Origin of the sequence: Microbacterium proteolyticum, assembly GCF_014192415.1 — a bacterium.
Classification (GTDB): Bacteria; Actinomycetota; Actinomycetes; order Actinomycetales; family Microbacteriaceae; genus Microbacterium; species Microbacterium proteolyticum.
On record NZ_JACHXY010000001.1, the window covers coordinates 648,374 to 673,175 of the forward strand.

The following is a 24,802-nucleotide window of genomic DNA, read 5'->3' on the forward strand; positions in this document are numbered from 1 at the left end:
CTGCTCGCGTGCGGCGGGGACGGCGGCTCGCGTGCGGCGGGGACGGCGGCTCGCGTGCGGCGGATGCCAGGTCGCGTGAGTTGCCGCACTTCGCCGCCTGAGCGCCTCGGATGCGACCAACACCGGCAACCCACGCGCCGACGCGGCCGCACCGAGAGCATCAGCCCGCGTCCGCGAGGCCGCCACCCCGCCTGAATTGCCGCACTTCGCCGCCCGAGCGCCGCGGATGCGACCAACACCGGCAACTCACGCGCCGGGGCGCCGAGACGGAACGTCCGCGAAACGCGAAACCAGTACGCTTCCGGCATGCCCCCGATCGAGAACCTCGTGGCCTTCGTCGCCGCGTCGGTCGTCATCATCGTCATCCCGGGTCCGAGCGTGCTGTTCGTCATCGGTCGCTCCATCGCGCTGGGCCGCCGCGCGGGCGTGCTGAGCGTCGTCGGCAATGCGCTGGGCACCGTGCCCGCGGTGCTCGCCGTCGCCTTCGGAGTCGGCGCGATAGTCGCCTCGTCGATCGTCGCCTTCACCGTGCTCAAGATCGCCGGCGCGATCTATCTCGCGTGGCTCGGCATCCAGGCGATCCGCCATCGCCACGCGCACGTCACGGGAGCCGCGGTCGTCCCCACCTCGTCATGGACCCTGCTGCGTCAGGGGTTCATCGTGGGCCTGACCAACCCCAAGACCATCGCCTTCTTCGTCGCCGTCCTGCCGCAGTTCGTCGACCCGCACGCCGGGGCCGTCTGGCTGCAGCTGCTCGTGCTCGGCTTCATCTTCCAGGTGCTCGCGCTGACCTGCGACAGTGTCTGGGCCCTCGCCGCCGGCACCGCGCGCACGTGGTTCGCGCGCTCCCCGAGACGCATCTCGACGCTGTCGGCGACCGGCGGCGTCATGATGATCGGCCTCGGCGGCGCGCTCGCCTTCACCGGCGCGAAGAGCTGAGACACCGCCCAGCGAGGCCGACCCCCGACCGAGCCGAGCCCACGGGATACCGCGCTCCGGTGCGCGCTATCGCTACGCGCGAGAAACGTGATCGACGGCGAGAAACGCCGTCTCAACGCGTTTCTTCGCGCGGATCGCGTTTCTCGGTTGCCCCCGACGTCGCCCGGCCTCGTCGTCGACGGATGCAACCGCGTCATCCGAGGTGCAACGTGCCATCCGTGGGCCCGCTCGCTGCGGTCAGCGCGCAGCCGCCCTGCCCGCCCGAGAAACGCGATCCGCGGCGATAAACGCCGCGTCAACGCGTTTCTCTGCGCGGATCGCGTTTCTCGCGCGGCACCTCGGTCCCGCCGCACCGCGCCGCCGCCCCGCCGCCGTGCCGCGCCACTCCCGCCCTCGCCCCGCCTCGCCCCGCCTCGCCCCGCCCCGCCCCGCCCTGCCCTCGCCCTCGCCCCGCCCCAACCCGCCCCGCGCCGCCCTCGCCCTCGCGCCGCCCCTCCACGCCGATCCCCCGACCGATCGTCGTCCCCGGACACCCGGACACCGCGCCCGCGCCGCCCCACCGCCGGGCCGCGGATATGCTCGGCACGTGACCGACAGCGCCGCCCCCTCGAGCCGCACGGCGGTCGTTGCCGCCGCGATCGACCTCTTCGCGGAGCACGGTTACGACCAGACCTCTGTGGAGCAGATCGCCCAGGCCGCGGGGGTGTCGCGCTCGACCTTCTTCCGCCAGTTCGGCGGCAAGGAAGACGTGGTCTTCGCCGACCACGAAGTACTCCTCGCCGAGACGCGCGCGTACCTGTCGCAGCAGCACGACGACCCGTGGGCGGCCGTGTGCGAAGCGTCGGTGCGGGTGTTCCGCCATTTCGCCGCCGACCCCGAACTCGCCCGCCGTCGATACAAGATCGTGCGCGAGGTCTCGGGTCTTCGCGACCGCGAGATCGTCACCGTCTTCCGCTACGAGCGCCTCTTCGACCAGTATCTGCGCGATGCGCTCCCCGGCCTCGACCCCCTGGATGCCGTCGGCTTCGCCGCCCTTGTCACCGCCGTGCACAACCACGTGTTGCGCCGTCTGATGCGCGGCGCTCGGGTGCCGGCATCCGTTCTGCGTCGCGCGCTCGACGACGCTCTTCGTCGCTACGGCGTGCACCCCGACGGTGAGGATGCCGCGGGCGACGACCTCGTCGTCGCCGTGTTCCCGCGTCGTATGCCCGCCGCAGAGGTCACGCGGCGGCTCCGGGCGAGCCTGCCCGACTGAAGCACCGACGTCCGGCGGCGTCCACCGCTGCCGACGCGCGGACGGGCGGCGCCGCCCGTGCGGCTGCGCGTACCGCGACACCGTTTGTCGCGCACGTGCAAAACACTGCCACCCAGTTCCAACATGAGCGATACTGGGAACCATGACCATCGACGCCGATGCCCGCACGCTCCCCGGGGAGCGCGTCTCCCACTACGACCTGCTGGGCCGCCGCGACACCGACTACTACGCGGTGTTCACCGATATCCCCGACGCCGACCGCGCGGTCTGGGACCGCGCCAAGGCATTCACCGACGAGGTCGGCACGCGCATGCAGGGCGAGTGGGATGCCGCGACCTACCCCGTCGAGCTGGTTCAGCGCATGGGCGAGCTCGAGCTGTTCACCGACGGCATCGAGCACCCCGAGCTCCCGCACACCTCGCCGCTGGCCGCAGGCCTCGTGAACATGGAAGTGTCGCGGCACGACGGCTCCCTCGCGACAGCCCTCGCCGTCCAGGGAGGGCTCGCGCTGCGCACCCTCGCGCTGTTCGGCTCCCCCGAACAGCAGCGGCGGTGGCTGAAGCCCCTCGCCGAGGGCACCGTTCTCGGCGCGTTCGCCCTGACCGAGCCCGACCACGGCTCCGATTCCGTGTCTCTCGAGACCACCGCCGTCCGCACGACCGACGGTTGGTCGCTCAACGGGACGAAGAAGTGGATCGGCAACGGTGCGTCCGGCGGCATCACCTTCGTGTGGGCGCGGGTGGACGACGACGGCGCCGACGACCACGGCAAGGTGCGATGCTTCCTCGTCGAACAGGACACCCCGGGCTACGCGGGCACCGTCATCACCGGCAAGGTGTCGCTGCGCGGCATCCACCAGGCCCACATCGCGATGGACGACCTGCGTCTCGCCTCGGATGCCGTGCTGCCCGGGTCGCACACCTTCAAGGACGCGTCTCGTGTGCTCTACGCCACGCGATCCGGCGTCGCCTGGTCGGCGCTCGGACACGCCACCGCGTGTTACGAGATCGCACGGACGTATGCCACCGAACGCATGCAGTTCGGAAGGCCCCTCGCGGCGTTCCAGATGGTGCAAGAGCGTCTCGCGCAGATGCTCGACGAGCTCACCGCGATGCAGCTGTACTGCCGGCGCCTCGCCGACCTCGAAGCCACGGGGGGCCTGCGTCCCACGCAGGCGTCTCTGGCGAAGTACCACAACGCCCGCGCCGCGCGCCGGGTGGCCTCGATCGCACGTGATCTGCTCGGCGGCAACGGCATCCTGCTCGAGAACGGCGTCATGCAGCACCTCGCCGACATCGAGGCGATCCACACCTACGAGGGCACCGAGAGCGTGCAGGCCCTCCTCCTCGGCCGCGACATCACCGGCATGAGCGCGTTCGTCTGACCCGGGTGCCGGGCGCCGATGCCGGGTGCCCACGGTCGGTTCGTCCAGGGCCGGCGCCCGGCACGGGGGTCGATCGACGGAGCGGGCCCGGGCAGGTGAAGAGCCGGACGGATGCCGGGACCCGGCGTCCTATCCGGGGCTGAGGCACCGCGCAACCTCGCTGGCGATGTCGGAGGCCCCCGCTACCGTGTGAGCATGGGCCTGTTCTCTCGTCATCCCGCGCCTCGCGACGTGGTCGCTTCCGTCGCCGAGGCGGTGCAGACGCCACCCAAGAGCCTGTGGTCCGACGGCTTCGGTCGTCTCGCCGTCCGGGCCGTGCAGATCCTCATCGTCGTAGCCCTCGTCGCCGGTCTGATCTGGGGCATCCAGCAGGTGACGCTGGTGATCATCCCCCTCGTGCTGGCGCTCATCTTCGCCTCGGCCTTCGGCCCCGTCACGATGTGGATGCGGCGCAAGGGTGTGCCGTCCGTCATCGCGACGTTGCTGACCCTGCTCGCCGTGGTCGCCGTGCTGGCGGCCCTCGGCTGGCTCGTGGTGAACGCCGTGGTCAATCAATGGGACTCGCTCAGCTCCCAGGCCGTCGAAGGGTTCGAGAAGGCGCAGGAGTGGTACCAGACTCTTCCGTTCGCGATCTCGTCCGACCAGGTGAACGCCGCGTTGCAGGGCATCGCCGATTTCGTCACGAGCGCCCAGTTCGGCACCGGCGCCCTCGCAGGCGTGGGCGCGATCGCCTCGTTCGTCACGGGCTTCGTGCTCATGGTCGTCATCCTGTTCTTCTTCCTCAAAGACGGCCCCCGCATGTGGGAGTTCGTGCTGCGCCCGTTCCACGGCAGCGACTACGACCGCGCGCGCCGCATCGGCGACAAGACGGTGACGGTGCTGGGCTCGTACGTCCGTGGCACCGCCTCCGTCGCCGCGGTGGATGCGATCGGTATCGGTATCGGTCTCGCGATCCTGCAGGTTCCCCTCGCTCTTCCGCTGGCCGTGCTGGTCTTCCTGCTCGCCTTCATCCCGATCGTCGGTGCAGTGACCGCCGGCATCCTCGCGGCGCTCGTGGCGTTGGTCACCAACGGCCCCATCGTGGCCCTCATCGTCGTCGGCATCGTCGTGCTCGTGAACCAGCTCGAGGGCAACTTCCTGCAGCCCGTCCTCATGGGCCGCTCGATGAAGCTGCACTCGTTCGTCGTGCTGGTGGTGCTCGCCGGCGGCACCGCGATCGGCGGCATCCTGGGCACCCTGCTCGCCGTGCCGCTCACCGCCGTCGTCTGGGGCATCATCACCGTCTGGAACGGCCCGGACAAGCCGGCCGAGTGGGCGCGACGCAAGAAGCGCAAAGACCCCGTGCCCCTGTCGGGTGACGAGAGCTGACGCGCATGCCGTACGACATTCCGGCGCCCATGCTGGCGAAGTCGGTGCCCGAAGTACCCGAGCACGCCAAGGTCGCCGGCGGCTTCAGTTATGAACCAAAGTGGGACGGCTTCCGTGCCCTCGTGTCGTGGGACGGCACCGAGGTCGAGATCGGCAGCCGCGGCGCCAAGCCGCTCACCCGCTACTTTCCCGAGCTGGTCGACGCGTTCGCCGAGATCCTGCCCGAGCCGTGCCTCATCGACGGCGAGGTCGTCGTCGCGCGCGGCGAGCCGGGTGCGCAGCGCCTCGACTGGGAGGCCCTTTCGCAGCGCATCCACCCCGCGGCCTCCCGCGTGACCATGCTGTCGGAGCAGACGCCGGCCATGTTCATCGCCTTCGACCTGCTCGCGCGCGGCGAGCGCGACCTGCAGGCGGAGCCGTTCTCGGAGCGACGCGCGCAGCTCGAAGAGATGCTGGGGGCCGTCCCGCACCCCGTGCATGTCACCCGCACCACCGCCGACCCCGATCTCGCCCGCCGGTGGCTCGCCGAGTTCGAGGGGGCGGGCCTCGACGGCGTCATCGCCAAGCCGCTCGCGCAGCCGTACGCGCCCAACAAGCGCACGATGTTCAAGATCAAGCACGCCCGCACCGCCGACGTGGTCGCCCTGGGCTATCGCATCCACAAGTCAGGCGAGGGTGTCGGTTCGCTGCTCGTCGGGCTTTACGACGCCGAGGGCCGCCTGCATGGCGTCGGGGGCGTCTCAGCCTGGACCGACAAGCGACGCAAAGAGCTGATCGACGAGCTCGCTCCTCTCGTCGAACGCGATGCCGAGGGCGACGCCGTCGTCGGAGAGACCGACCGCTCGCGCTTCTCGGCGTCCAAAGACGTGTCGTTCGTGCGCCTGCGCCCCGAACTCGTGCTCGAGGTGCGCTACGACCAGCTCGAGGGCATGCGTTTCCGGCACACGGTGCAGTTCGACCGGTGGCGCCCCGACCGCGACGCGCACTCGTGCACCTTCGCGCAACTCGAGACGGTGAGTTCCTACGACCTGGGCGGCGTACTCGACTGATCGCAGACGCCCTGTTCTGGTCGGATCCCCGTCGTCATGGCACGGGAACGCGCTGCCTCACCCCGACGCGGGGTTCTTCGCCCTCGACGGCTGCACGCGCGGCGGCTCCCCGGGCATCTTCGGGAACTCGGGAGGGAAGGGCAGTTCGCCGAGGCCGTCGTCGAGGTCGCGCTGCCACCACTCGAGCAGTGTGTCGACGCGTCCCGGCTTCTCGGAGAACCCCGCCCACGGATCGCCGACGGACGCCAGGCGCTCCGGGATCGACCGCACCGTGAACGCGAGGGGATCGAGACCGTCGAGTTCGTCCCACGACACCGGCGTCGACACGGTCGCGGTGGGCAGTGCGCGCGGCGAGTAGGCCCCCGCCATCGTGCGGTCGCGGTTCGCCTGATTGAAGTCGACGAAGATGCGCTCCCCGCGCTCCTCCTTCCACCAGTTGGTGGTCACGGCATCCGGCATCCGTCGCTCGAGCTCCCGCGCCGCGGCGATGACCGCGTGCCGCACGTCGAGGAACTCGTGCGTGGGCTCGATCGGGCAGAACACGTGCAGGCCGCGGTTGCCGCTGGTCTTGATCCACGCCTCCAGATCAGCCTCCCGCAGCACGGCCCGCAGTTCGTGCGCAGCGACCACCGCCTCGGCGATCCCCGTGCCCGGCTGCGGATCCAGGTCGATGCGCAACTCGACCGGGTGGTCGGGGTCGCTCGCGAGCGAGGCCCACGGGTGGAAGACGATGGTGTTCATCTGCGCCGCCCACACGGCCGAGGCGATCTCGCCGAGGAAGAGCTGTGGATGCCGACGCCCGCTGTTGTACGTCACGGTCACCGCCTCCACGAACCCGGGTGCGCCCTTCGGTGGGTTCTTCGAGAAGAACGCCTCACCGCCGACGCCCTCGGGGAAGCGCTCCAGCGACACCGGCCGATGCCCGTTCGCCGCGATGAAGGGCTCGGCGACGGCGATGAGGTACTCGGCGAGCTCGCGCTTGGTGATACCGACGTCGGGCCACAGCACGCGATCGGGGTTGGAGATGCCGACCTCGCGGTCGCCCTCGGGGCCCGGCACGGTCAGCGTGATGCGGGGGGATGCCATGTCCCGACGCTAGTGCCGGGCCCGGTGCCGTGTCTGCCCGTTGCGGTGAACCCACCCGCTGCGCTCGCCGCGCGTCCCCGCGAGGGAGGGCGACTCGCGTCTCCGGGTAGCGACTCGGCGAGGCGTCGACCCCTCACGCGGGGGCCGGGTGTCCAGCCCCGGGACGTGGCATCCGCTCTCCGCCTACGCTCGGAACATGACCACCGCCGCCGCCCGCACCGCCCTCGACATCGCCGACTGGCGCCTGCGCGTCTTCGCGCTGTACGACGCGGTGCGCGAAGCCGACGATCCCGAGGACGCGCACGAACTTTGGCGCATCGAGCGCGACGCGCTGTTCGCGGACCATCCCGCCACTCCCCTCCTTCCGGCGCAGCGCGAGGGGTTCGTCGGTCTGCCCCTCGCACCGTACGACGCGGCCTGGCGCTTCGAAGTGCCCCTGCTCGACGCCGACGAGGCGTCGTTCGTCGCCACCACCGGCACCGACGGCGAGGTCGGCTTCGAACGCATCGGGCGCGTGGATCTGCCCGACACGGGATCGCTGGACGTGTGGCGGCTGTCGTCCTACGGCGGCGGCTTGTTCGTTCCCGTTCGGGATGCCGCGGCCGGCCGCCCCGGCGGCACCTACGGCGGTGGGCGCTACCTGCTGGACACCGTCAAGGGCGCCGATCTCGGCCGAGGCGCGGCCCCCGACAGTCTCGTGATCGACTTCAACTTCGCGTACAACCCTTCGTGCGCGTACGACCCGATGTGGGCGTGCCCGTTGGCTCCGGCGGGCAACGTGCTACCGGTCGCCGTGCCGGTCGGGGAGATGTACGGCGTCTGACACACGCCCGCACCGAACTCGACGAACTCCCCCGCCTGCCCGGTCGCCGGGCCCATCATCGAGCTGAAGGGGTCCGACGCGCACGGGAGCGGGCCGAACTCGGGAGGAACTCCCCGCCTATCCCCGCTCCGCCCCTCTCGGGGCGTGAGCAGACCGATCTTGCGGAGTTTGGCCGGACCCGTGACTCGCAGCACACGGGCGACCGTCGCGTGCACAAAATCGGCCCACACGCCGACGGGCCGCTCCCCCGGAGAGAAAGCGGCCCGTCGATCGTCGGGATTCAGGCGGTCGGCGCGTCGTCTTCGGAGGCGGCCAGGGCGATGACCGGTCCGAGCTCGTCGCGTCCGAGGCGGATCCATGGACCGGCCGGGTCGATCAGGATGCCGGTGAGCCCGGCATCCTGTGACAGCGCCTTGGCGAGCTGCATCGTGCGGATCGGCAGGGGCTGGTCGCCGCGGCCGAGGGCGAGCAGCTCGAGCGGGTGCGAGAACACCTCGAGGAAACGCTCGCCCGTGGCGGCCCGCGACTCCGCGACGCCCATCGGACCGCCCTCTTCGGTCTGATTCACGGCGATCCACATGGGTGCGTCGGCCACGATGGCCTCGACGACGGTGGATGCCGTGGACTCCGTCCGCACGTCGCACAGAGCCGATTTGATGCGCAGCTGCGGGTCGACCTCGGCGATCATCCGCTCGAGCAGAGCCTTCGGCAGCACCGCGCGCCCATCGGCTGCGGCGGGGTTCAGCACCATGCCGCCGTACGGGCCGTCGATGATGTGGCGCAGCAGCGTCAGCACGGGCTGGGCCATCGCCGACGTGTCGCGGTCTCCGTCGGCCTCGACGCTGGCCCGCAGGGCCATGCCGCCGCTGTAGCCGAGCACGAGCTGCTCGGCGCCGTTGTTCGCCACCGCGAGGGGCAGGTCTTTGCCCTCGGCCATCAGGGCGCGCGCGTCGCCCTTCACGCGGAGGAAGACGTGTCCCTGCAACAGCTGGCGCGCGACGTTGAGCAGCTGGGCGGGCTCGGCCTGACCGACGATCTCAGCCAGCGCGTTGCTGAGCAGCACGTTGTCGCGAAGACCCGGCATGGTCTCGGGGGCTTCCGGTGCCACCATCTCTCCGGGCTGGCGGGCCGAGGGACGCGCGGCGGTCGGCGGAGCCGACGCCTCAGCGGGAGTCTCGGGCCCCGCACCGACGCCGCGGAACGACGACATTGAGATGCCGACCGTCGGAGTCGTTTCCGCCTGCGCAGGGGTCTGAGTCGGCGTGGGGGCCTGCGCGGGGGATACGTCGTCGTCAGCAGTATTCGCCCGTGCGGCCGGAGCGGCGTCGCTCGGGCCGGCGGGGTCGACGGGCTGCTCACCCGGTTCGATCACGGTGTCGGGCCGGTCGGTCGATGCGTCGTCGGAATCGGACTTCTTGCGGCGCGAGAAAAGAGCCATTGGGCAAGCCTAGCCGGGGCGCCCGCGCGGCGGCGGGTCGGGGCGGCGGTGGGCTCGTCGAACCTGTGCCCCACAACCCGCGCGTCGTGAGGAGCCACCGGGGCATAGCCGTCGCTGCCGCGCAACGTTCGCGCCCACGCCCGGAGACCGGGTCGCTCGCGCCGTCCAGTGCGTGCCCGGAGCTGCCACCTCCCGAGGCACGCACCGCACACCGGGGCGGCCGACGCCCACCCCACCGCGGCCACGCCGAGTCACCGACGAACCCAGGAGGCCGCCGAACCGCGCTACAGCTTCGCGATCGGCGCGATCTTGACCAGCAGCTTCTTCGGCCCGACCGTGTCGAAGCGCACGTGCGCCACGCGCTTCGCGCCCTCACCGGTCACGGCATCCACGCGTCCTTCGCCGAAGTCGTCGTGACGGATGCGGTCACCGGATGCCAGCTCCATGTCGCCGTTGTCGCGGACCTTCGCGGGGATGCGGTTGGGGAACTTGCTCGGGTCGGCCGGCGCGCGCTTGGGCAGCGGCACGAGGTCGTCTCCGTAGCGGTTGCCGCCTCCGGGCTGGCCGGGGCGGCGCCCCCGAGCGTTCAGCGCACGCGACTGCGAGCCGCCCCGGCCGTTGACGTCGCCGGGCGACTGGCGCCAGTCGATGAGGTCGGCGGGGATCTCTTGCAGGAACCGGCTCGGCATCGCCACGGTCACCTCGCCGAACTGGGCGCGGGTCATGGCCAGCGACACGTGCAGGCGCTTGCGCGCGCGGGTGATGCCGACGTAGAACAGACGCCGCTCTTCCTGCGGGCCGCCGGGTTCGTTCGCCGAGATGCGATGCGGCAGCAGGTCTTCTTCGACGCCGGTGAGGAACACCGCGTCGTACTCGAGGCCCTTGGCGGTGTGCAGCGTCATGAGCGACACCGAGCCCGACGCGTCGTCGAGGTCGTCGGCATCCGCCACGAGGGTGACCTCGGTGAGGAAGTCGATGATGGTGCCCTCGGGGTTGTTGCGAGCGAATTCGCGGGTCACCGCGACGAGTTCGTCGAGGTTCTCGAGGCGCGCCTCGTCTTGCGGGTCTTTGCTGGCGCGCAGAGCGTCGAAGTAGCCGCTCTTGTTCAACAGCAGCGTGAGTCCCTCGCTGACCGAGGTGGAGGGCGCGAGCTCTCCGGATGCCGGGAGCATGATCGCCGTCGCCTCGGTGAGCACCGCGTCGAGCTGGTCGATGGCCTTCTGCAGCTTCGGGCCGACGCCGATCTGGGCCGAATTCGCCAGGGCGTCTCGGAAGGTGATGCCGTGCTCGGCGGCGTAGCGGGCGATGGCTGTCTCGGTGACGTCGCCGATACCGCGACGCGGGCGGTTCAGGATGCGGCGCACCGCCATGCCATCGGCCGGGTTGGCGACCGCGACCAGGTAGGCGAGGGCGTCTTTAATCTCGGCGCGCTCGTAGAACTTGGTGCCGCCCATGATCTTGTAGGGCACCGCCGAGCGGATGAAGATCTCTTCGAGCGCGCGGGACTGCGAGTTGGTGCGGTAGAACACCGCGACCCCCGAGTAGTCGACGCCCTTCTTGTGGAGCGCTTCGATCTCGTCGGCGACGAACTGCGCCTCGTCGTGCTGCGAGTAGCCGGTGAAGCCGATGATGGGATCGCCCGCGCCGACGTCGGTCCAGAGCTTCTTGTCTTTGCGGTCGAAGTTGTTCGAGATGACCGCGTTGGCCGCCGACAGGATGTTCTGCGTGGAGCGGTAGTTCTGCTCGAGCAGCACGACCTTCGCACCCGGGTAGTCGCGCTCGAATTCGCTGATGTTGCGGATGTCGGCGCCGCGGAACGCGTAGATCGACTGGTCGGAGTCGCCGACCACGGTGAGGGAGCCGGCATCGTCATGCGCGGGCTCCGCGTCGAAGATCATCATGCCGCCGGAGGAGAACGGTTCGGCATCCGACCCGGGGGGCCGCGTGAGCTCGTGGATGAGCGCGTACTGCGCGTGGTTGGTGTCCTGGTACTCGTCGACCAGGATGTGGCGGAACCGCTTGCGATACACGTCGGCGACCTGCGGGAACGCGCGGAAGAGGTAGACCGTCTGCGCGATGAGGTCGTCGAAGTCGAAGGCGTTGGCCCGCTGCAGCTCACGCTGGTAGGACGAGAAGATCTCGACGAAGACGCGTTCGGCCGGGTCGCTCATGTTGGCGGACCGCGCGTACGACTCGGCATCGGCCAACTCGTTCTTGAGCTTCGAGATGCGACTCTGCGTGCCGGCAGGCGTCAACCCGAACGAGTCACCCTCGTGCTCTTTCACGAGCCGCTTGATGAGCGCGCGCGAGTCGCCGGAGTCGTAGATGGTGAACGCTTTGGTGAAACCGAACTGCTCGGCCTCGCGGCGGAGGATGCGCACGCACGCCGAGTGGAACGTCGAGATCCACATGCCGTCGGCCTTCTGCCCGATCAGCTGGTGCACGCGCTCGCGCATCTCACCCGCGGCCTTGTTGGTGAAGGTGATCGCGAGGATCTGGCTCGGGTATGCCTCGCGCGTGCGCAGCAGAGACGCGATGCGCCGCGTGAGCACGCTCGTTTTTCCGGAACCGGCGCCCGCGACGATGAGCAACGCCTGGCCGCGGTACGTCACGGCCTCGCGCTGGGGACCGTTCAAACCCTCGAGGAGGTCGGCGTCGGGTCGGGCCGACGACGGCAGCGGGCCGTCGACGATGAGGGGCATGGAGGCGTCGGTCATGGCGGGATCAAGTCTAAGCGGGGCCTCCGACATCCGCCCCGGGCGCCTCGCGGCCCGACTTACGGGCGCGTCTCGCCCGCCGCACCCGATGACAGCAGCGACTGCGCGCGCGAGAAGTGCTCGGCATCCACCGACACGTCCCACCGCTCGGCCTCGAAGCCCTGCACCGACGAGAAGTCCCGACGGCCGCCGGTGAACGCGTGGCCGGCGAAGCCGAACACGGCGCCCCACACCGCACCGAGCACGAGTCCTATCAGCAGCAGCCCGAGGAAACCGCCCGGGCTGAGCAGTCCTATGAGCACGCCGATCATCAGGCCGAACCACGCGCCCGACGCCGCACCGAGACCTGCCGCGCGACCCCGCGTCATCCGCCCCGTGATCTGCTCGACGATGCGTACGTCGTGCCCGACGATCGCGGTGTGCTCGACGGGGAACCCGGCGTCGGAGAGACGATCGACGGCGGCCTGCGCCCCCGTGTAGTCGCTGAAGCTCGACAGGACACGGCGTTCCGGCGTGGCGCGGGTGACGTCAGACATGATGGGTTCCTTCCCTCGGTGAATCCACGCTAGACGCGGCGGGTCATGCGCAGAGGGCGCTTGCGCGCCGTTCGACACCCGGATAGGCGACCCCCTGTCAAACCACGGATACCACCCAGCCGCGGCCGCGATGATGGACCCATGCGCTTGATCCTCAACATCCTGTGGTTGGTCCTGTCGGGCTTCTGGCTCTTCCTCGGTTATCTCGCCGCGGGCGTCGTGCTGTGCATCCTCATCATCACGATCCCGTGGGGTATCGCCTCGTTCCGCATCGGGTTCTACGCGCTGTGGCCGTTCGGACGCGAGACCGTCTCGAAGTCGACCTCGGGCCTCGGCTCGCTCCTCGGCAACATCGTGTGGGTCGTCCTCGCCGGGTGGTGGCTGGCACTCGGTCACATCTTCACGGGACTGCTGCTGTGCGTGACGATCATCGGCATCCCGCTGGGCATCGCCAACTTCAAGCTCGTGCCCGTATCGCTGATGCCGTTGGGCACCGAGGTGCGCGAGATCCGCCGCGGCGGACCGTTCGACAACACGCTCGGACGCTGACCGCGGGGGCGACGCGCCCGGGCGCCGAGCGTCGAACGTGATGCGACCAGACGATCGGGCGGCGAGCATCGCCCACGAGTCGGACCAGACGATCGGGCGCCGAGCTTCGTCCCTCAGCGCGCCCGGCTGGAGCTGCGCGTCGGCAGAGCGAGTACCGTCCCGATCACCGCGACCACCACGCCGACCACCGTCGTCGCCGTGACGATCTCGATCGGGAACGATCCGTCGCGCGCGCCGGCCAGGCGCGCGAGATCCCACGGCAGGATGCCGATCTGGTCGTTCCAGGAACGTACAGCGTCGCGCGCCCCCACCACCGCGATGGTCGCCGCGGGAAGCGCCGACGCCACCCCGACCCCGGCGAGCGCGATGCCCACCGCTCGGCGCGGGCCGATCTGCGCGGAGAGAGACCACCCCGCGACCACGAAGACCCATGCCACCAGGGCGAACGCCACCGTCAGGTAGAGCACACGCAGGACGGGTGAGGACCACACTTCCGGCCAGACGCCGGCGGGTCCCGAGAACGACACCGCGAGCAGCGCGACAACGCACCGCAGCACGATGGCACCTCCGACCGCGGCGATGATGGGCCACGGCGACCGGCGTCCGAGCAGCAAGCGCACGGCGACGGCGAACACCAGCCAGCTCGCGACGGCCAGCGCCTCACTCCAGAGACCGTCGCGCGGGGTCTGGACCACACGTGTGGCGACGAGGATGCCACCGGGGACGATGATCATGAGCCACCGGTCGAGCGGAAGCAGACCGAGACTGGACTCACGCGCCCGCCACGGTCTCGTCGAGGCGACCCAGGTGGCGCGAGCGGCAGCGGCTCCCGGGCGACGCACGAGCCGGGTGCGGGCGGAGATCATGCCGATCCCGACCCAGACGACCCCCAGCAGCAGCAGGAGGCGGGCGACCCACTCGGTCGTCGGACCGACCGCCCTCGGCTCCCGGGCCAATGGATCGATCGCGACAGCGACGACCGCGCCGGAGAGGAGGAGCACAGCAGCGACGCCCAGGGCCAGGATGCCTCGCCCCGCCGCCGTCGCCATGCACTTACGTTACCCGTCGCGCCTAGCGGCCCCGACCGCACCACCCGCACGTGCGCTCGGCGCGACGAGGCGATTCGACGGGCGCGCTCAGGCCTTGTCGTGGAGGGTCACGTGGTAGCCGTCGAGGTCGGCGAAGGTTAACGTCCTCCCGAAGGGTCCATCGATCGGTGCCATGACGATGCGGTATCCATCGGCGGCGAGCGCGTCGTGGATCTGCTGGACGTCGGTGGCGTGGAGCCAGATGGCCGCACCGATACCGGGTTGGGCGACGCCCGCGAGGTCGGTTCCCGGGGCGAGGTCGCGCAGCGCGAAGACGATCGGCGCGGTGTCGAAGACGACGGCGTGGGGCGGCCCGGCGGGCGACCGCCGCAGGCCGAGGTACTGCTCGTAGAACGCGTGGGAGGCGGCGAGGTCGCGCACCTGCAGCGAGATGAAGTCGGGTCCGGTGACGGGCATGGCGTGGTCCTTTGTGTCAGTTATCTGACATCAACGATATGTCAGACTACTGACATGGCGCAAGAGGCGATCGATCTGGACACGTCACTCGGCTATCTCCTGAAAGAGGCGGCGAGCGCACTGCGCGCGGCGATGGAGGACGTGCTGCGCCCACTCGGCATGACGATCACGCATTACTCCTGCCTCGAGCTCCTCGCCCAGCGCCCCGGCCTGTCGAACTCCGACCTGGCGCGCGGCGCCTTCGTCACGCGCCAGTCGATGAACGTGCTCCTCCAGTCGCTCGAGCGCGACGGCATCGTCGAGCGACCCGACGCGGCCCCTATCGGCAAGGCGCTCCCGACCCGCCTGACGGCGAAGGGCCGCCGGTCGCTCGAGGCCGCCAGCGCCTCCGTGCGCGCGGTGGAGAAGCGCATGCTCAGCGGGATGACGGATGCCGAGCAGGCCGCCGCCCTGCACGCGCTGCGTTCGATGGTGAAGGCGCTGCGCGGCTGATCCCGGTTCGACGCGGGCGACGCCACACAGGACGGCGGGGGGATCCGCTGACACGCCGGTGCGGTTCGCGTGTGCTCGGCATGCCCTCCGCCCGGTCCGCCGTCGTGCTCCCCGGCGGCCCACACCTGCCCTGGAGATTGTGTAACAATCCATCCATGCTTCCCGCCCTCGCCGTCCTCGCCGCGGCCCTGTGCTTCTCGACCACCGGCACGGCGCAGGCGCTGGCGGGTGTCGACGCCTCGCCCGTCGCCGTCGGTGCCGCGCGGATCGTCGTGGGCGGCGGCATCCTGGGTCTGCTCGCCCTTCTGCGTCGTGCCCCGGCTCCCCCGGTGCGGGCGGCGCGCGGGTCCGTGGGAGGACTCATCGCGATCGGCGCGATCGGCGTCCTGGCCTACCAACCCCTGTTCTTCCTCGGCACGCGCGAGAACGGTGTCGCCATCGGCACGGTCGTCGCGCTCGGTTCCGCGCCGATCGCCACCGGAATCGTCGATGCCGTGCGCCTGCGCCGCGCCCCCTCGCCGCGCTGGATGCTCGCGACCGCCATCGCCCTCGCCGGCGTCGCGCTGGTGTCCGGCGTGACCGGAGGGTCGGTCGCGCTCGCCCCGGGCGGACTTCTCGCCTCGGCGGGAGCGGGAATGTCGTACGCCCTCTATACGGTGTGCGGCAAGGCGCTGATCGAGAGGGGGTGGGACTCCACCCGCGTCATGGGCACGGTCTTCGGAGTCGCCGCGGTGGCGAGCGTGCCGGTACTGCTGCTCGCCGGGGCTTCATGGTTGTTCACCCCGGACGGCCTCGCGCTCGCGCTGTGGCTCGGGGTGGTCACGACGACGATCGCCTATCTTCTGTTCGGCTGGGGTCTCGCGCGCTTGACCGCCGTCACGGTCTCGACCCTGACGCTCGCCGAGCCCCTCGCGGCAACGTTGCTCGGGCTGTTCGTGCTGCATGAGCAGCTCACGCCCCTGGGAGCCGTCGGCCTCGCGCTCATCGCGGTGGGCCTGGCTGTCGTGTCGGTCCCGTCACGCCGGCGAGAGGAGGTCCCGGATGCCACGGCTCGGGCGTGACTCCTCCGCGCGCGCCGCGGCTGGACCCGGCGGTGCCGGGTGGGACACCCGCGCCGCGGCGGCACCCGGCCGCGCCACCGCGGACTCCCCCGGCCCCCGGGCTGCCGATCTCGTCGCCGACGCCGTGCGCGCCGGCATCCTCTCCGGAGACCTCGCCCCCGGCACGCCCTTGCGCGAAGAGGAGCTCAGCGCGATCCACGGCGTCTCCCGTCACACCGCCCGCACCGCGTTGACGCGTCTCGCTGCCGAGCGCCTGGTGACTGCCGAGCCCTACCGCGGCGTGCGGGTCTCGCTCCTCGACGACGACGCGCTCGTTGCCCTGCAGCACCTTCGGTGCGCGCTCGAGACCGAGGCGCTGCGGATCGTCCGCGACCGCGGCATCCGCCCCTCCGACGTCGACGAGGCGCTCGACGACCTCGCCGCGGCCGAAGCCTCGGGCGACTGGCCCGCCACGCTCGCCGCGCACGCGCGCGTGCATCTCGCACTCGTCGAGGCTGCCGGCTCTCCACGCATCGCCGAGGAGTATCGACGCCTCGACTCCGAGATGCACCTTCTGTTGACGCACGTGCGACCGGCCTACGCGCCCGGTGCGCTGACCGCGGAGCATCGCGCATACGTGGAGGAGGCGCTGGTCGACGCGGAACACGCTGTGCGCGCCCACCTGGAGCATTCGACACGAGCGATCATCGACGGCCGGCGCGGGCGCTGAGCGCCACACGACCGACGACACAACGCGTCACTTCCCGCAACGCCCGCCCACCGCTCTCACGACCCGGGTTAGCGTGGGGCACATCGCGGCGATCCGGGCGGTCCCGGGCCTCGGCTCATAACCGAAGGCGTGGCGGGTTCGACTCCCGCCGTCGCGTCCACTTCCTCGAGGCGCAGCAGTAGCCTCCTCTCATGCGCCACGTCGCGTTCGTCCGCAACCTCAACCAGGGTCAACGCGGGCATGCTTCGACGGCGGATCTGGACGCGGCCTTCGTCGACGCCGGATGCCAAGATGTCTTGCCCTTCCAGAGCAACGGCACGATCGTGTTCTCGGGAGAAGCGGTCCTTGCCGCCGACGCCATGAGCGCCCTCACGGCACGTACGGGCGTCGAACGCGAGGTGTTCACCCTGGTCTGGGAGAACCTCGCCGACATCGTCGACGTCCACCGCCATGCCGAGGATGCCGCACGACGCGAACTCACGTTGCACGCACCCGTCCGCATCGCCCTCGACGGACGCTCCGAGAGCGAAGCAGCCCGACGCCGGTGTCGCCTCCTCCAGACGGACGTGGGCTGGACCGTGACCGCCAACGAGCGCGACCGCGAGTCGAACGCGACGCCGGTGATCGAGCGACTGACCGGCACTCCGGCGACCTCGCGAGGTCTACCGACGCTCGCTCGTCTCGTCGATCGCCGGCCATGACCGGGGTCGCGCACCGACAGGGCACCGGGCGGAGGACGGGGCGTGGACCCGCGCGGTGGAGCAGCCCATCCGACCCTCATGCGTCGCCTCGCTGCTGCCAGACTGGAGCGATGACGTCTCCCCCACCCCAGGACATCCCCGTCGGCAGCGAAGGAATCCGCCTCGGCTCGTTTCTGAAGTTCGCGGGCGTCCTCGACTCCGGCGGAAATGTGAAAGAGGCGATCATCGACGGCTATGTCCAGGTCAACGGCGAGATCGACCGTCGGCGTGGGCGGCAGCTGCAGGTCGGCGACGTCGTGACGTTCGAGGGTCGCTCCTTCCGCGTCCAGGTCTGAACCCCGCTTCTGCACCGCCGCACGCGTCAGCCCGCGCGGGTCGAGTTCGTGGCAGGTCTTGTGCACCGGGGTGGGTGACGCGCGCCCCGCTGCACACGTCGCGCCCCGAACTACGGCTACCCCGACGGTCCTCGACTCACGGGCTTCCGGCACGCAGGACGTCCGGAGGCGCGACCGACGCAACAGCCCGCGATGTCAAGCCGGTCGACCCCGCGGGGCCGAGGCGGCACGGTAGGCGAATGAGTACTCCTGACATCCCCACCCGCCACTCCGATGACGCCCGCGCCGATTCTGCCGCCCCCACCGATGCCGTGACCGACGAGGTGCGCGAGGACGCCGCCCAGGCCGAGGAGCACGCCACCCTCGATGACCACACCGGCGACGTGCTCGAGCCCGACCCCGGCTTCCCCGCCGCCGAGGGACACGCCTGAGCGCTCCGCGTTCAGCGGTCGCCAGCCCGTCGGCTCGGCCGACGGGCGCACCCGCCGGCCGAGCGCTCACCGAGCATCGCGCTCACCGGTCGTGAGCTCGACGGGCCGGCGCCCATCCGTCGGGCCCTGAAGCCCGCGCGCGAAGGTGGCCGTTGACGCGCGTCGGCGATCGGCGTCGGCAAGCCCACTCCGGGAGTATGCGCCGACCACCGACCGGGATCGACACCGGAGCCGGGCGCCGGATCTCAGGATGCCGCCAGCACCCGCCCCAGCGCATCACCCGACGTCCAGGCCGTGCGGACGGCCGCGCTCTCGCCCCACGCGTCCCCGCACGCGGACAGCCCGGGTGAGCGGAAGAACGGCTGCCCGGTCGTCTGCGCGGGCCGCGCGAAGGTCCAACGATGCGCATGCGTGCTGACGGGATCGGCGTCGATACGCAGCAGGCGACGGGTCGCCGCCAGCACCGGCGCGATCGCGTCATCCGGGTCGTCGAGGTGTCGCCGTGCGCGATCGGCCGTGGTGTGCACGACGAGTACGGGAGCGCCGTCGCCGCGGCGGTCGCCGTCGTCGGCGAGGAACGACACGTCGGCGTCGCCGTCGGCGAAGGCGCCGTGCAGGTCGGCATCCCAGTGCCGCTCGTCCCACCGCAGCGCGATGGCGATGACCGGCTCCCACTCCTGCGGACCGCCGGGGGCGGCGCCGGTCACGCGGGCTGCCTGCGGCGCCGGCATCGCGAGCACCACTTCGCCCGCCTCTTCCCCGTCGATCCGATACGGCTCCACCCGCTCGACGACCCGCTCGGATTCGACGTCGAGGCCCTCGGCCAGATCCAGAGCGAGCGTACGCAAGCCGAGGGGGGCTGCCCACCGCATCGGTCCGGGTTTGGGCGTCCACCCGCCTTCGGCGTCGATCACCTGGAACGTGTCCGTCCACGGTCGGGCGAGCTCACGCTCCTCCCAGTCGGCGACGACGTGCCCGAACTCCGCGGCCTCGCCCACCACGAAGTACGACGCCCCGAGGTCGACCGGTCGGCCGTCGATCGTCCGGCTCGACAGGCGACCGCCCACGCGCCGACCGCGATCGAGCACCCGCACCGAGCGCCCGGCATCCTGCACCGCTCGCGCGCACGCGAGTCCCGAGATTCCCCCGCCGACCACCGTCACATCCACCGTCATGGGGTCATCCTCGCGCGGCGGGCCCGGGCGGGAGCCGGGGTTGCGCGGCAGTTGCAGCGGCCCCGCCGACCGAAGTCCGCATGATCGGCCCCCACCCCGCCCCCCTGTCTCGAGGTGCTCCGGACACTCCGGGGTTCGGCCCGCACTGCCACCGCCCGCCGGTCAGCCTCGACCCGCCCCGAAGAAATCGACCCCCAGGTCGGGATGATCGACGAACACCCCGTCGAGCTCCGCGTCGCGCAGCACGGACCACTCGCGGCGGTAGTCGCCGAATGCGCCGTCACCGCCGGGGAGGCGGTGTTCCGGCAGCAGGAAGACGTTCTCGGGCCGACACGTCCAGGTGAAGACGGTCAGGCCGCGGTTCCGCGCCTCGGACACGAATCGCGCCGGTCGACGGAGGCGCCCCTCACCGTCGGGCGCCAGCACGAGACTCTTGGCGGGGCTGATCCCGTCGACCTCCGCAGCGAGCGCGTCGAGACCGAGAGGCGTGAGCATCGAGGCGTAGGTCGCCGCCTCCCCGCCGTCTCGCTCGCGCAGATCCCACGCCGCCCCCTCACTGTCGATGAGCTGCACGAGGGGGACCCGGATGCCACGACCACGCAGCCGCGAGAGCACCAGCGGCTCGAAGGACTCGATGACGAGGGCGTTCGCGGCGTCCGCCCATCCCGCCTCGCGAAGCTCCGCGTCGACGAGCTCCGCCATGTCGAACCCGAGCCGGGCGAAGGATGCCGCGTGCTTGATCTCGACCACGACGCCCACCCCGCCCGCGCGCGCCAGGTCGAGCACGTCGCGCAGCCGGAGGACGGGCTCGGTGTCGTCGTGAGCAGCACTGTCCGGCCGGAGGGCGGGGATACGCTCGCGACAGCGGAGCGTCCGCAGTTCGTCCCAGGTGAAATCCTCGGTGAACCAGCCGGTGAGACGTTCGCCGTCGACGACCTTCGACGTGCGCCGGTCGGCGAACTCGGGTCGCGTGGCGACGTCGGTGGTCGTTCCGATCTCGTTCTCATGCCGCACGACGAGCACGCCGTCGCGCGAGGGAACGACGTCGGGCTCGACGGCATCCACTCCCGCCGAGATCGCACGCTGATACGAGCTGCGCGAGTGCTCCGGCAGATACCCCGGGGCGCCGCGATGACCGATGATGAGGGGCACCCGGGAAGCGTACGAGTCCCAGGTGAACGGCAGTATCGCTCATAGCAGAATCCCAGTCACGCCAAGGAATCAGACACGCACCTCAGCTAGTGTTGTCTGACAGCACGGTGCTGTGATCACCATCTTTGGAGTGTGAGTTCCCGTGGCCCTCAACAACCCGGCATTCAACAACCCGGCGTTCCAGGACCCTCGAGCCGGTGGCGCGAACACGCGCTACAGCCCGCCCCCGGCCGTCGATCCCGCCGCCGCCGCGTCGATCGAAGGCGCGTACGCGGCTCCGTCCGCGAGCGCCGTCGACACCGGCCGCATGACGGTCGAAGACACCGTCATGAAGACGCTGGCCCTGTTCGGCATCCTCGTCGTGACCGCCGTCGTCGGCTGGATCTGGTCGATGGCCGGCGTCAGCGCCGCCAACCCGAACCCGAGCGCCGCCCCGATGATCGTCGGTGGCCTCGTCGGTTTCGTGCTCGCGATGGTCGCGACGTTCAAGAAGAAGCCCTCCGTCCCGGTCTTCATCGCCTACGCGGCGTTCGAGGGCCTGTTCGTCGGTGGAATCTCGGCGTTCTTCGAGTTCATCTTCCCCGGCATCGTCCTGCAGGCGACGCTCGGTACCCTCTCGGTCGTCGGCGTGACCCTCGCGCTGTTCGCGAGCGGCAAGATCCGCGCCTCGAAGCGAGCCACCAAGATCTTCATGATCGCGATGGTCGGCTACCTCGTCTTCAGCCTGGTCAACCTGGGCCTCATGCTGTTCAACGTGCCGATCGCCGGTGGCGCCTTCGGCCTGCTGAGCGACGTCAAGATCCTCGGCATCCCGCTCGGTGTCTTCATCGGCGTGTTCGTGGTCATCATGGCCGCGTACTCGCTCGTGCTCGACTTCGACCAGATCCAGCGCGGCGTCCGCAACGGCGCCGCCCGTGTCTACGGCTGGGTCGGCGCCTTCGGCATCATGGTCACCGTCGTGTGGCTGTACGTCGAGATCCTCCGCCTCATCGCGATCGTCCGCGGCAACAACTGACGCACTGATCCGCACGAAGGGCCGTCCCGTTCCGGGGCGGCCCTTCGCCGTCCCTACCGAAGCCCCCGCGCCCCGCCCCGCCCCCGCCGCCGCCACCGCCGGGGTTGAGTGTCCACAACACTCCGCACTGCCGCCCACGCAACGGCGTGTCCTGGACACTCGACAGCCACACCCCCTACGACGGCGCGTCCTGGACACCCACCCCGCCCCACCCACCGCAAGGGGTGGGCGGCACCGGATGCCGCAGCGTTAGCCTCGCGACATGAGCCCCGCGAAGACTCCCCCCGAGATCCTCGACGTCGACGGCCACGAGGTGCGCGTCACCAGCCCCGACCGCGTCGTCTTCCCCGAGCCGGGCCTGACCAAGCTCGACCTCGTGCGGTACTACCTGTCCGTCGCCGAGGGGGCCCTCCGCGGGGCGGGCGGGCGACCCATGGTGCTGAAGCGCTTCTCGAAGGGCCTCGATCAGGAGCCATTCTTCCAGAAGCGCGTCCCCGACAAGCACCCCGCGTTCATCGACACCGCGACCCTGCGCTACGCCTCCGGCACCTCCGCCGAAGAGACGGTGATCCGGGATGCCGCGGGCCTGGCCTGGGTCGTCAACCTCGGCTGCCTCGACCTCAACCCGCATCCCGTGCGCGCCGAAGACCTCGACCACCCCGACGAGTTGCGCGTCGACCTCGACCCGATGCCGGGCGTCGATTGGGCGCAGATCGTCGATGTCGCGTTCATCGCGCGGGAGGTGCTCGAAGATCACGGCCTCGTCGGCTGGCCGAAGACCTCCGGGTCTCGGGGGCTTCACATCCTGGTGCGTATCCGCCCCGAATGGGACTACACCGACGTGCGCCTGGCGGCCGAGACCCTCGCCCGCGAGGTCGAGAACCGCGCTCCGGGCCTCGCGACGGCCCGCTGGTGGAAGGAGGAGCGCGGCGAGAGCGTCTTCGTCGACTTCAACCAGAACGCCAAGGACCGCACCGTCGCCTCCGCCTACTCGATCCGTGCGCTCCCCGATGCACGGGTGTCGACGCCGCTCGCGTGGGACGAGGTGCGCGATCGCCGCCCCGAGGAGTTCACCGTGCTCACCGTGCCGGAGCGCTTCCGCCGAATCGGCGACCCGCATGCCGGCATCGACGCCGCCGCGGGCTCACTGGACGCACTCCTCGCCCTCGCGAGGGAACTCGGCCCCGCCGAGAAGCCCCCGCGCGGCTCCGACGGATCCGGCCGCCGTACCTCGACCATGCCCCTCATCGAGGTGGCACGCACGAAGACCAAGCCCGAGGCCCTCGACGCTCTCGAGACGTGGAAGCAACGGCATCCGGATGCCACCGCCGCCCTGCACCCGGCCGACGTGCTCGTCGACGGCATGCGCGGCTCGAGCTCACTCTGGTACCGCGTGCGCGTGAACCTGCAGCACGTCCCGGATGCCGAACGCCCGCCGCAGGAGGACCTGATTGCCGACTACGACCCCTGGGCGGGCCGCTCCGGTTCCTGACTCCGAGAGAGGGAGCCGACGAGGTGGGCGATGCCGTACCGGCAGGCGTCAACGGCGACGCGGCCGCGCCAGGGTTTCGCGGGCCGCTGCGGCGAGCGCCTGCATCGTTCGGGCGGGGCTCATGGTCGTCGCGGCCTCGAGCGCCTCGGCCGAGAGCCGCTCGCGCGTGTCGGCGTCGGTGAGGATCCCGACCAGCGCCGCCACCAGTGCGTCCTCGTCGCCGTCGGGGACAAGGATGCCACCGCCTCGGGCGAGCATGTCGCGCGGGCCGTATCGGATGTCCCAGGCGACGACCGGCGTACCGTGCGCGAGGGCCTCGGCCATCGCCAGACCCTGCCCCTCGAACGCCGAGGTCGTGAGGTAGACCGCCGCACCGTCGAGGACAGCACCCGGGTCGGTCGTGAGGCCGGGGAGCGACACCACCTCGCGTAGATCGAGCTCGTCGATCAGCGCCTCGAGTTCGGCGCGCTGGGCGCCCTCCCCCCAAAGCTCGAGCCGGACCTCGGGAACGTCGGCGCGGACGCGGCCGAACGCGCGGACGGCCTGGGCGAGTCGTTTGCCGGGCGCGAGACGACCCAAGACCACGACGCGGCCCGGGTCGCGATCGGCGGCCGGCACGGTCGTGGCGGGCGCGGCGACGGCGTGCGGGACGACGAGATCGTTCGCGGCTGTTCCGAAACGCTCGCGCACATCGTCGCGCTGCTGGACGGTCGGCCAGAGCACCGCGTCGAAGCGAGAGGCGATCTCGAACCACCGCGACCACAGGCTGTTGAGGGGGGAATCGGCCCGGTAGGGCGGCTCGAGGTGGATCGTGTGCACGGTGTGCACGATGCGCACGTCGTCGTCACCCCACCCGACGAGGAGCTCGCCGAGTTGCCGCGATTCGCAGATCAGCACGACCGGACGGGCGTTCTCGGCGCGCAGATCCGATGCGATGCGCGACAGCCACGCCCGGTACAGCGCCCCGAAGCCGTCGACCACACCCACGGTCTCACCCGTGGTGTCGCGGATGACGATCGGTGCGCGCGTGAGATGCCAGTCGGGATCGACGATGACGGGAAGCGAGACCGCCCCACCCGCGACGTCGCGATACTCCAGCGACGGATCCGCGTGACCGCCGTGGGCCGCTTCACGCAGCCAGTCGGCCGCTCCCCCGGCGGATGCGACGGCCTCGTCGAAGAGGTTGCGGAAGATCTCGGATGCCGAGGCGGCCCCGCGCTCGACGAAGGTCGCCCGGTGCGCGGCGTGAGCGGCGACCGCTCCCGGGTCGACGGTCAGCAGCAGGGGCGGCGCCCCCGCCCCGGTCATCTGTCGCGCGCGCGCCAGGGCGGAGATCGTGTATCCCCCGTCGAGGTCGGGGATGAGCCGGCTCGAGAGGATGAGATACCAGGCGTCGGGGAACTCAGCGTCGCTCACGCCCCCATCCTCTCCCACGCGCGCCGCGTCCCCGCTCACGCCGCGACCACGCTCCGCCGCACGCGGCGGTTCGGGGCGGATATCGCCGTTCGGGGCGCGTTTCGCCCGCCCGACCGCCGCAGGCGCGCCCATCCCCCGCGCAGGCTGAGGACAGAGCAACGGCGCCGACGACTC

At 70.9% G+C, this 24,802-nt stretch carries 24 protein-coding genes and 1 tRNA gene; 16 read left to right on the forward strand and 9 right to left on the reverse strand.

What is annotated here, in order from left to right; translation table 11 throughout:
* The first annotated feature begins 306 nt into the window (after positions 1-306).
* The 5 genes from FHS07_RS02980 to FHS07_RS03000 all read left to right on the forward strand — a co-directional run bounded on the left by FHS07_RS02980 (position 307) and on the right by FHS07_RS03000 (position 5,995).
* Complete coding sequence (locus FHS07_RS02980; RefSeq protein WP_183418412.1) at positions 307-939, forward strand: LysE family translocator; 633 nt, start codon at positions 307-309, stop codon at positions 937-939.
* 586 nt (positions 940-1,525) lie between these two features.
* Positions 1,526-2,194 carry a TetR family transcriptional regulator gene (locus FHS07_RS02985; protein ID WP_183418413.1) on the forward strand — a complete coding sequence of 223 codons (669 nt, stop codon included), beginning with the start codon at positions 1,526-1,528 and terminating at the stop codon, positions 2,192-2,194.
* A gap of 142 nt (positions 2,195-2,336) precedes the next feature.
* Positions 2,337-3,578, forward strand: a complete 1,242-nt coding sequence (locus FHS07_RS02990) for an acyl-CoA dehydrogenase family protein (RefSeq protein ID WP_183418414.1) — start codon at positions 2,337-2,339, stop codon at positions 3,576-3,578.
* A 195-nt stretch (positions 3,579-3,773) separates the two neighbouring features.
* Positions 3,774-4,946 (forward strand): AI-2E family transporter, encoded by a 1,173-nt coding sequence (locus tag FHS07_RS02995; protein ID WP_183418415.1) that lies wholly within the window; start codon positions 3,774-3,776, stop codon positions 4,944-4,946.
* A 5-nt stretch (positions 4,947-4,951) separates the two neighbouring features.
* Positions 4,952-5,995: an ATP-dependent DNA ligase gene (locus FHS07_RS03000; protein WP_183418416.1), complete on the forward strand. Its 1,044-nt coding sequence runs from the start codon at positions 4,952-4,954 to the stop codon at positions 5,993-5,995.
* A 57-nt stretch (positions 5,996-6,052) separates the two neighbouring features.
* On the opposite strand, the gene ligD (FHS07_RS03005) is transcribed toward FHS07_RS03000, so the two are convergent.
* The gene (gene ligD / locus FHS07_RS03005) at positions 6,053-7,081 is read right to left on the reverse strand and encodes a non-homologous end-joining DNA ligase (RefSeq protein ID WP_183418417.1); all 1,029 of its coding nucleotides are present in this window, start codon (positions 7,079-7,081) and stop codon (positions 6,053-6,055) included.
* Between the two features lie 196 nt (positions 7,082-7,277).
* Between ligD (FHS07_RS03005) and FHS07_RS03010 the strand changes: the two genes are divergently transcribed.
* Complete coding sequence (locus tag FHS07_RS03010; protein WP_183418418.1) at positions 7,278-7,904, forward strand: DUF1684 domain-containing protein; 627 nt, start codon at positions 7,278-7,280, stop codon at positions 7,902-7,904.
* A 280-nt stretch (positions 7,905-8,184) separates the two neighbouring features.
* Here FHS07_RS03010 and FHS07_RS03015 read toward each other — a convergent pair whose 3' ends face one another.
* From FHS07_RS03015 to FHS07_RS03025, 3 genes are all read right to left on the reverse strand, one after another.
* Positions 8,185-9,342: an SseB family protein gene (locus tag FHS07_RS03015; RefSeq protein ID WP_183418419.1), complete on the reverse strand. Its 1,158-nt coding sequence runs from the start codon at positions 9,340-9,342 to the stop codon at positions 8,185-8,187.
* Between the two features lie 284 nt (positions 9,343-9,626).
* A complete protein-coding gene (locus tag FHS07_RS03020; RefSeq protein WP_183418420.1) occupies positions 9,627-12,059 on the reverse strand; it encodes an ATP-dependent helicase in 2,433 nt (810 codons plus the stop codon).
* 59 nt (positions 12,060-12,118) lie between these two features.
* Positions 12,119-12,595 carry a YflT domain-containing protein gene (locus FHS07_RS03025; protein WP_183418421.1) on the reverse strand — a complete coding sequence of 159 codons (477 nt, stop codon included), beginning with the start codon at positions 12,593-12,595 and terminating at the stop codon, positions 12,119-12,121.
* A gap of 141 nt (positions 12,596-12,736) precedes the next feature.
* Here FHS07_RS03025 and FHS07_RS03030 point away from each other — a divergent pair, with 141 nt between their 5' ends.
* Complete coding sequence (locus FHS07_RS03030; RefSeq protein ID WP_183418422.1) at positions 12,737-13,144, forward strand: YccF domain-containing protein; 408 nt, start codon at positions 12,737-12,739, stop codon at positions 13,142-13,144.
* A 113-nt stretch (positions 13,145-13,257) separates the two neighbouring features.
* Here FHS07_RS03030 and FHS07_RS03035 read toward each other — a convergent pair whose 3' ends face one another.
* Together FHS07_RS03035 and FHS07_RS03040 are read right to left on the reverse strand one after the other, a co-directional pair.
* A complete protein-coding gene (locus FHS07_RS03035) occupies positions 13,258-14,193 on the reverse strand; it encodes a hypothetical protein (RefSeq protein ID WP_183418423.1) in 936 nt (311 codons plus the stop codon).
* An 87-nt stretch (positions 14,194-14,280) separates the two neighbouring features.
* Complete coding sequence (locus tag FHS07_RS03040; protein WP_183418424.1) at positions 14,281-14,649, reverse strand: VOC family protein; 369 nt, start codon at positions 14,647-14,649, stop codon at positions 14,281-14,283.
* A gap of 54 nt (positions 14,650-14,703) precedes the next feature.
* Between FHS07_RS03040 and FHS07_RS03045 the strand changes: the two genes are divergently transcribed.
* The 7 genes from FHS07_RS03045 to FHS07_RS03075 all read left to right on the forward strand — a co-directional run bounded on the left by FHS07_RS03045 (position 14,704) and on the right by FHS07_RS03075 (position 18,378).
* Positions 14,704-15,141 (forward strand): MarR family winged helix-turn-helix transcriptional regulator, encoded by a 438-nt coding sequence (locus tag FHS07_RS03045; protein WP_183418425.1) that lies wholly within the window; start codon positions 14,704-14,706, stop codon positions 15,139-15,141.
* Positions 15,142-15,296: 155 nt separating this feature from the next.
* Positions 15,297-16,202, forward strand: coding sequence for a DMT family transporter (locus tag FHS07_RS03050; protein ID WP_183418426.1), 906 nt, complete (start codon positions 15,297-15,299; stop codon positions 16,200-16,202).
* Positions 16,183-16,911, forward strand: a complete 729-nt coding sequence (locus tag FHS07_RS03055) for a GntR family transcriptional regulator (protein WP_183418427.1) — start codon at positions 16,183-16,185, stop codon at positions 16,909-16,911. The genes FHS07_RS03050 and FHS07_RS03055 overlap by 20 nt, the downstream gene beginning before the upstream one ends.
* An 84-nt stretch (positions 16,912-16,995) precedes the next feature.
* Positions 16,996-17,071, forward strand: a tRNA-Met gene (locus FHS07_RS03060).
* A 31-nt stretch (positions 17,072-17,102) separates the two neighbouring features.
* The gene (locus FHS07_RS03065) at positions 17,103-17,612 is read left to right on the forward strand and encodes a DUF1697 domain-containing protein (RefSeq protein ID WP_183418428.1); all 510 of its coding nucleotides are present in this window, start codon (positions 17,103-17,105) and stop codon (positions 17,610-17,612) included.
* 110 nt (positions 17,613-17,722) lie between these two features.
* Complete coding sequence (locus FHS07_RS03070) at positions 17,723-17,947, forward strand: RNA-binding S4 domain-containing protein (RefSeq protein ID WP_183418429.1); 225 nt, start codon at positions 17,723-17,725, stop codon at positions 17,945-17,947.
* Positions 17,948-18,186: 239 nt separating this feature from the next.
* On the forward strand, positions 18,187-18,378 hold the full coding sequence (locus tag FHS07_RS03075) for a hypothetical protein (RefSeq protein ID WP_183419464.1): 192 nt from the start codon (positions 18,187-18,189) through the stop codon (positions 18,376-18,378).
* 245 nt (positions 18,379-18,623) lie between these two features.
* Here FHS07_RS03075 and FHS07_RS03080 read toward each other — a convergent pair whose 3' ends face one another.
* Both FHS07_RS03080 and FHS07_RS03085 read right to left on the reverse strand, forming a co-directional pair.
* Complete coding sequence (locus FHS07_RS03080) at positions 18,624-19,553, reverse strand: NAD(P)/FAD-dependent oxidoreductase (protein WP_183418430.1); 930 nt, start codon at positions 19,551-19,553, stop codon at positions 18,624-18,626.
* Between the two features lie 162 nt (positions 19,554-19,715).
* Entirely contained in the window at positions 19,716-20,705 is a 990-nt protein-coding gene (locus FHS07_RS03085; protein WP_183418431.1) for a glycerophosphodiester phosphodiesterase family protein, read from the reverse strand.
* Between the two features lie 142 nt (positions 20,706-20,847).
* Here FHS07_RS03085 and FHS07_RS03090 point away from each other — a divergent pair, with 142 nt between their 5' ends.
* Both FHS07_RS03090 and ligD (FHS07_RS03095) read left to right on the forward strand, forming a co-directional pair.
* The gene (locus tag FHS07_RS03090) at positions 20,848-21,720 is read left to right on the forward strand and encodes a Bax inhibitor-1/YccA family membrane protein (protein WP_183418432.1); all 873 of its coding nucleotides are present in this window, start codon (positions 20,848-20,850) and stop codon (positions 21,718-21,720) included.
* A gap of 262 nt (positions 21,721-21,982) precedes the next feature.
* On the forward strand, positions 21,983-23,212 hold the full coding sequence (ligD, locus tag FHS07_RS03095) for a non-homologous end-joining DNA ligase (protein ID WP_183418433.1): 1,230 nt from the start codon (positions 21,983-21,985) through the stop codon (positions 23,210-23,212).
* A 48-nt stretch (positions 23,213-23,260) separates the two neighbouring features.
* Here the strand turns inward: ligD (FHS07_RS03095) and FHS07_RS03100 are convergent, their stop codons facing one another.
* On the reverse strand, positions 23,261-24,628 hold the full coding sequence (locus tag FHS07_RS03100; RefSeq protein WP_343054586.1) for a glycosyltransferase: 1,368 nt from the start codon (positions 24,626-24,628) through the stop codon (positions 23,261-23,263).
* Positions 24,629-24,802: the final 174 nt, after the last annotated feature.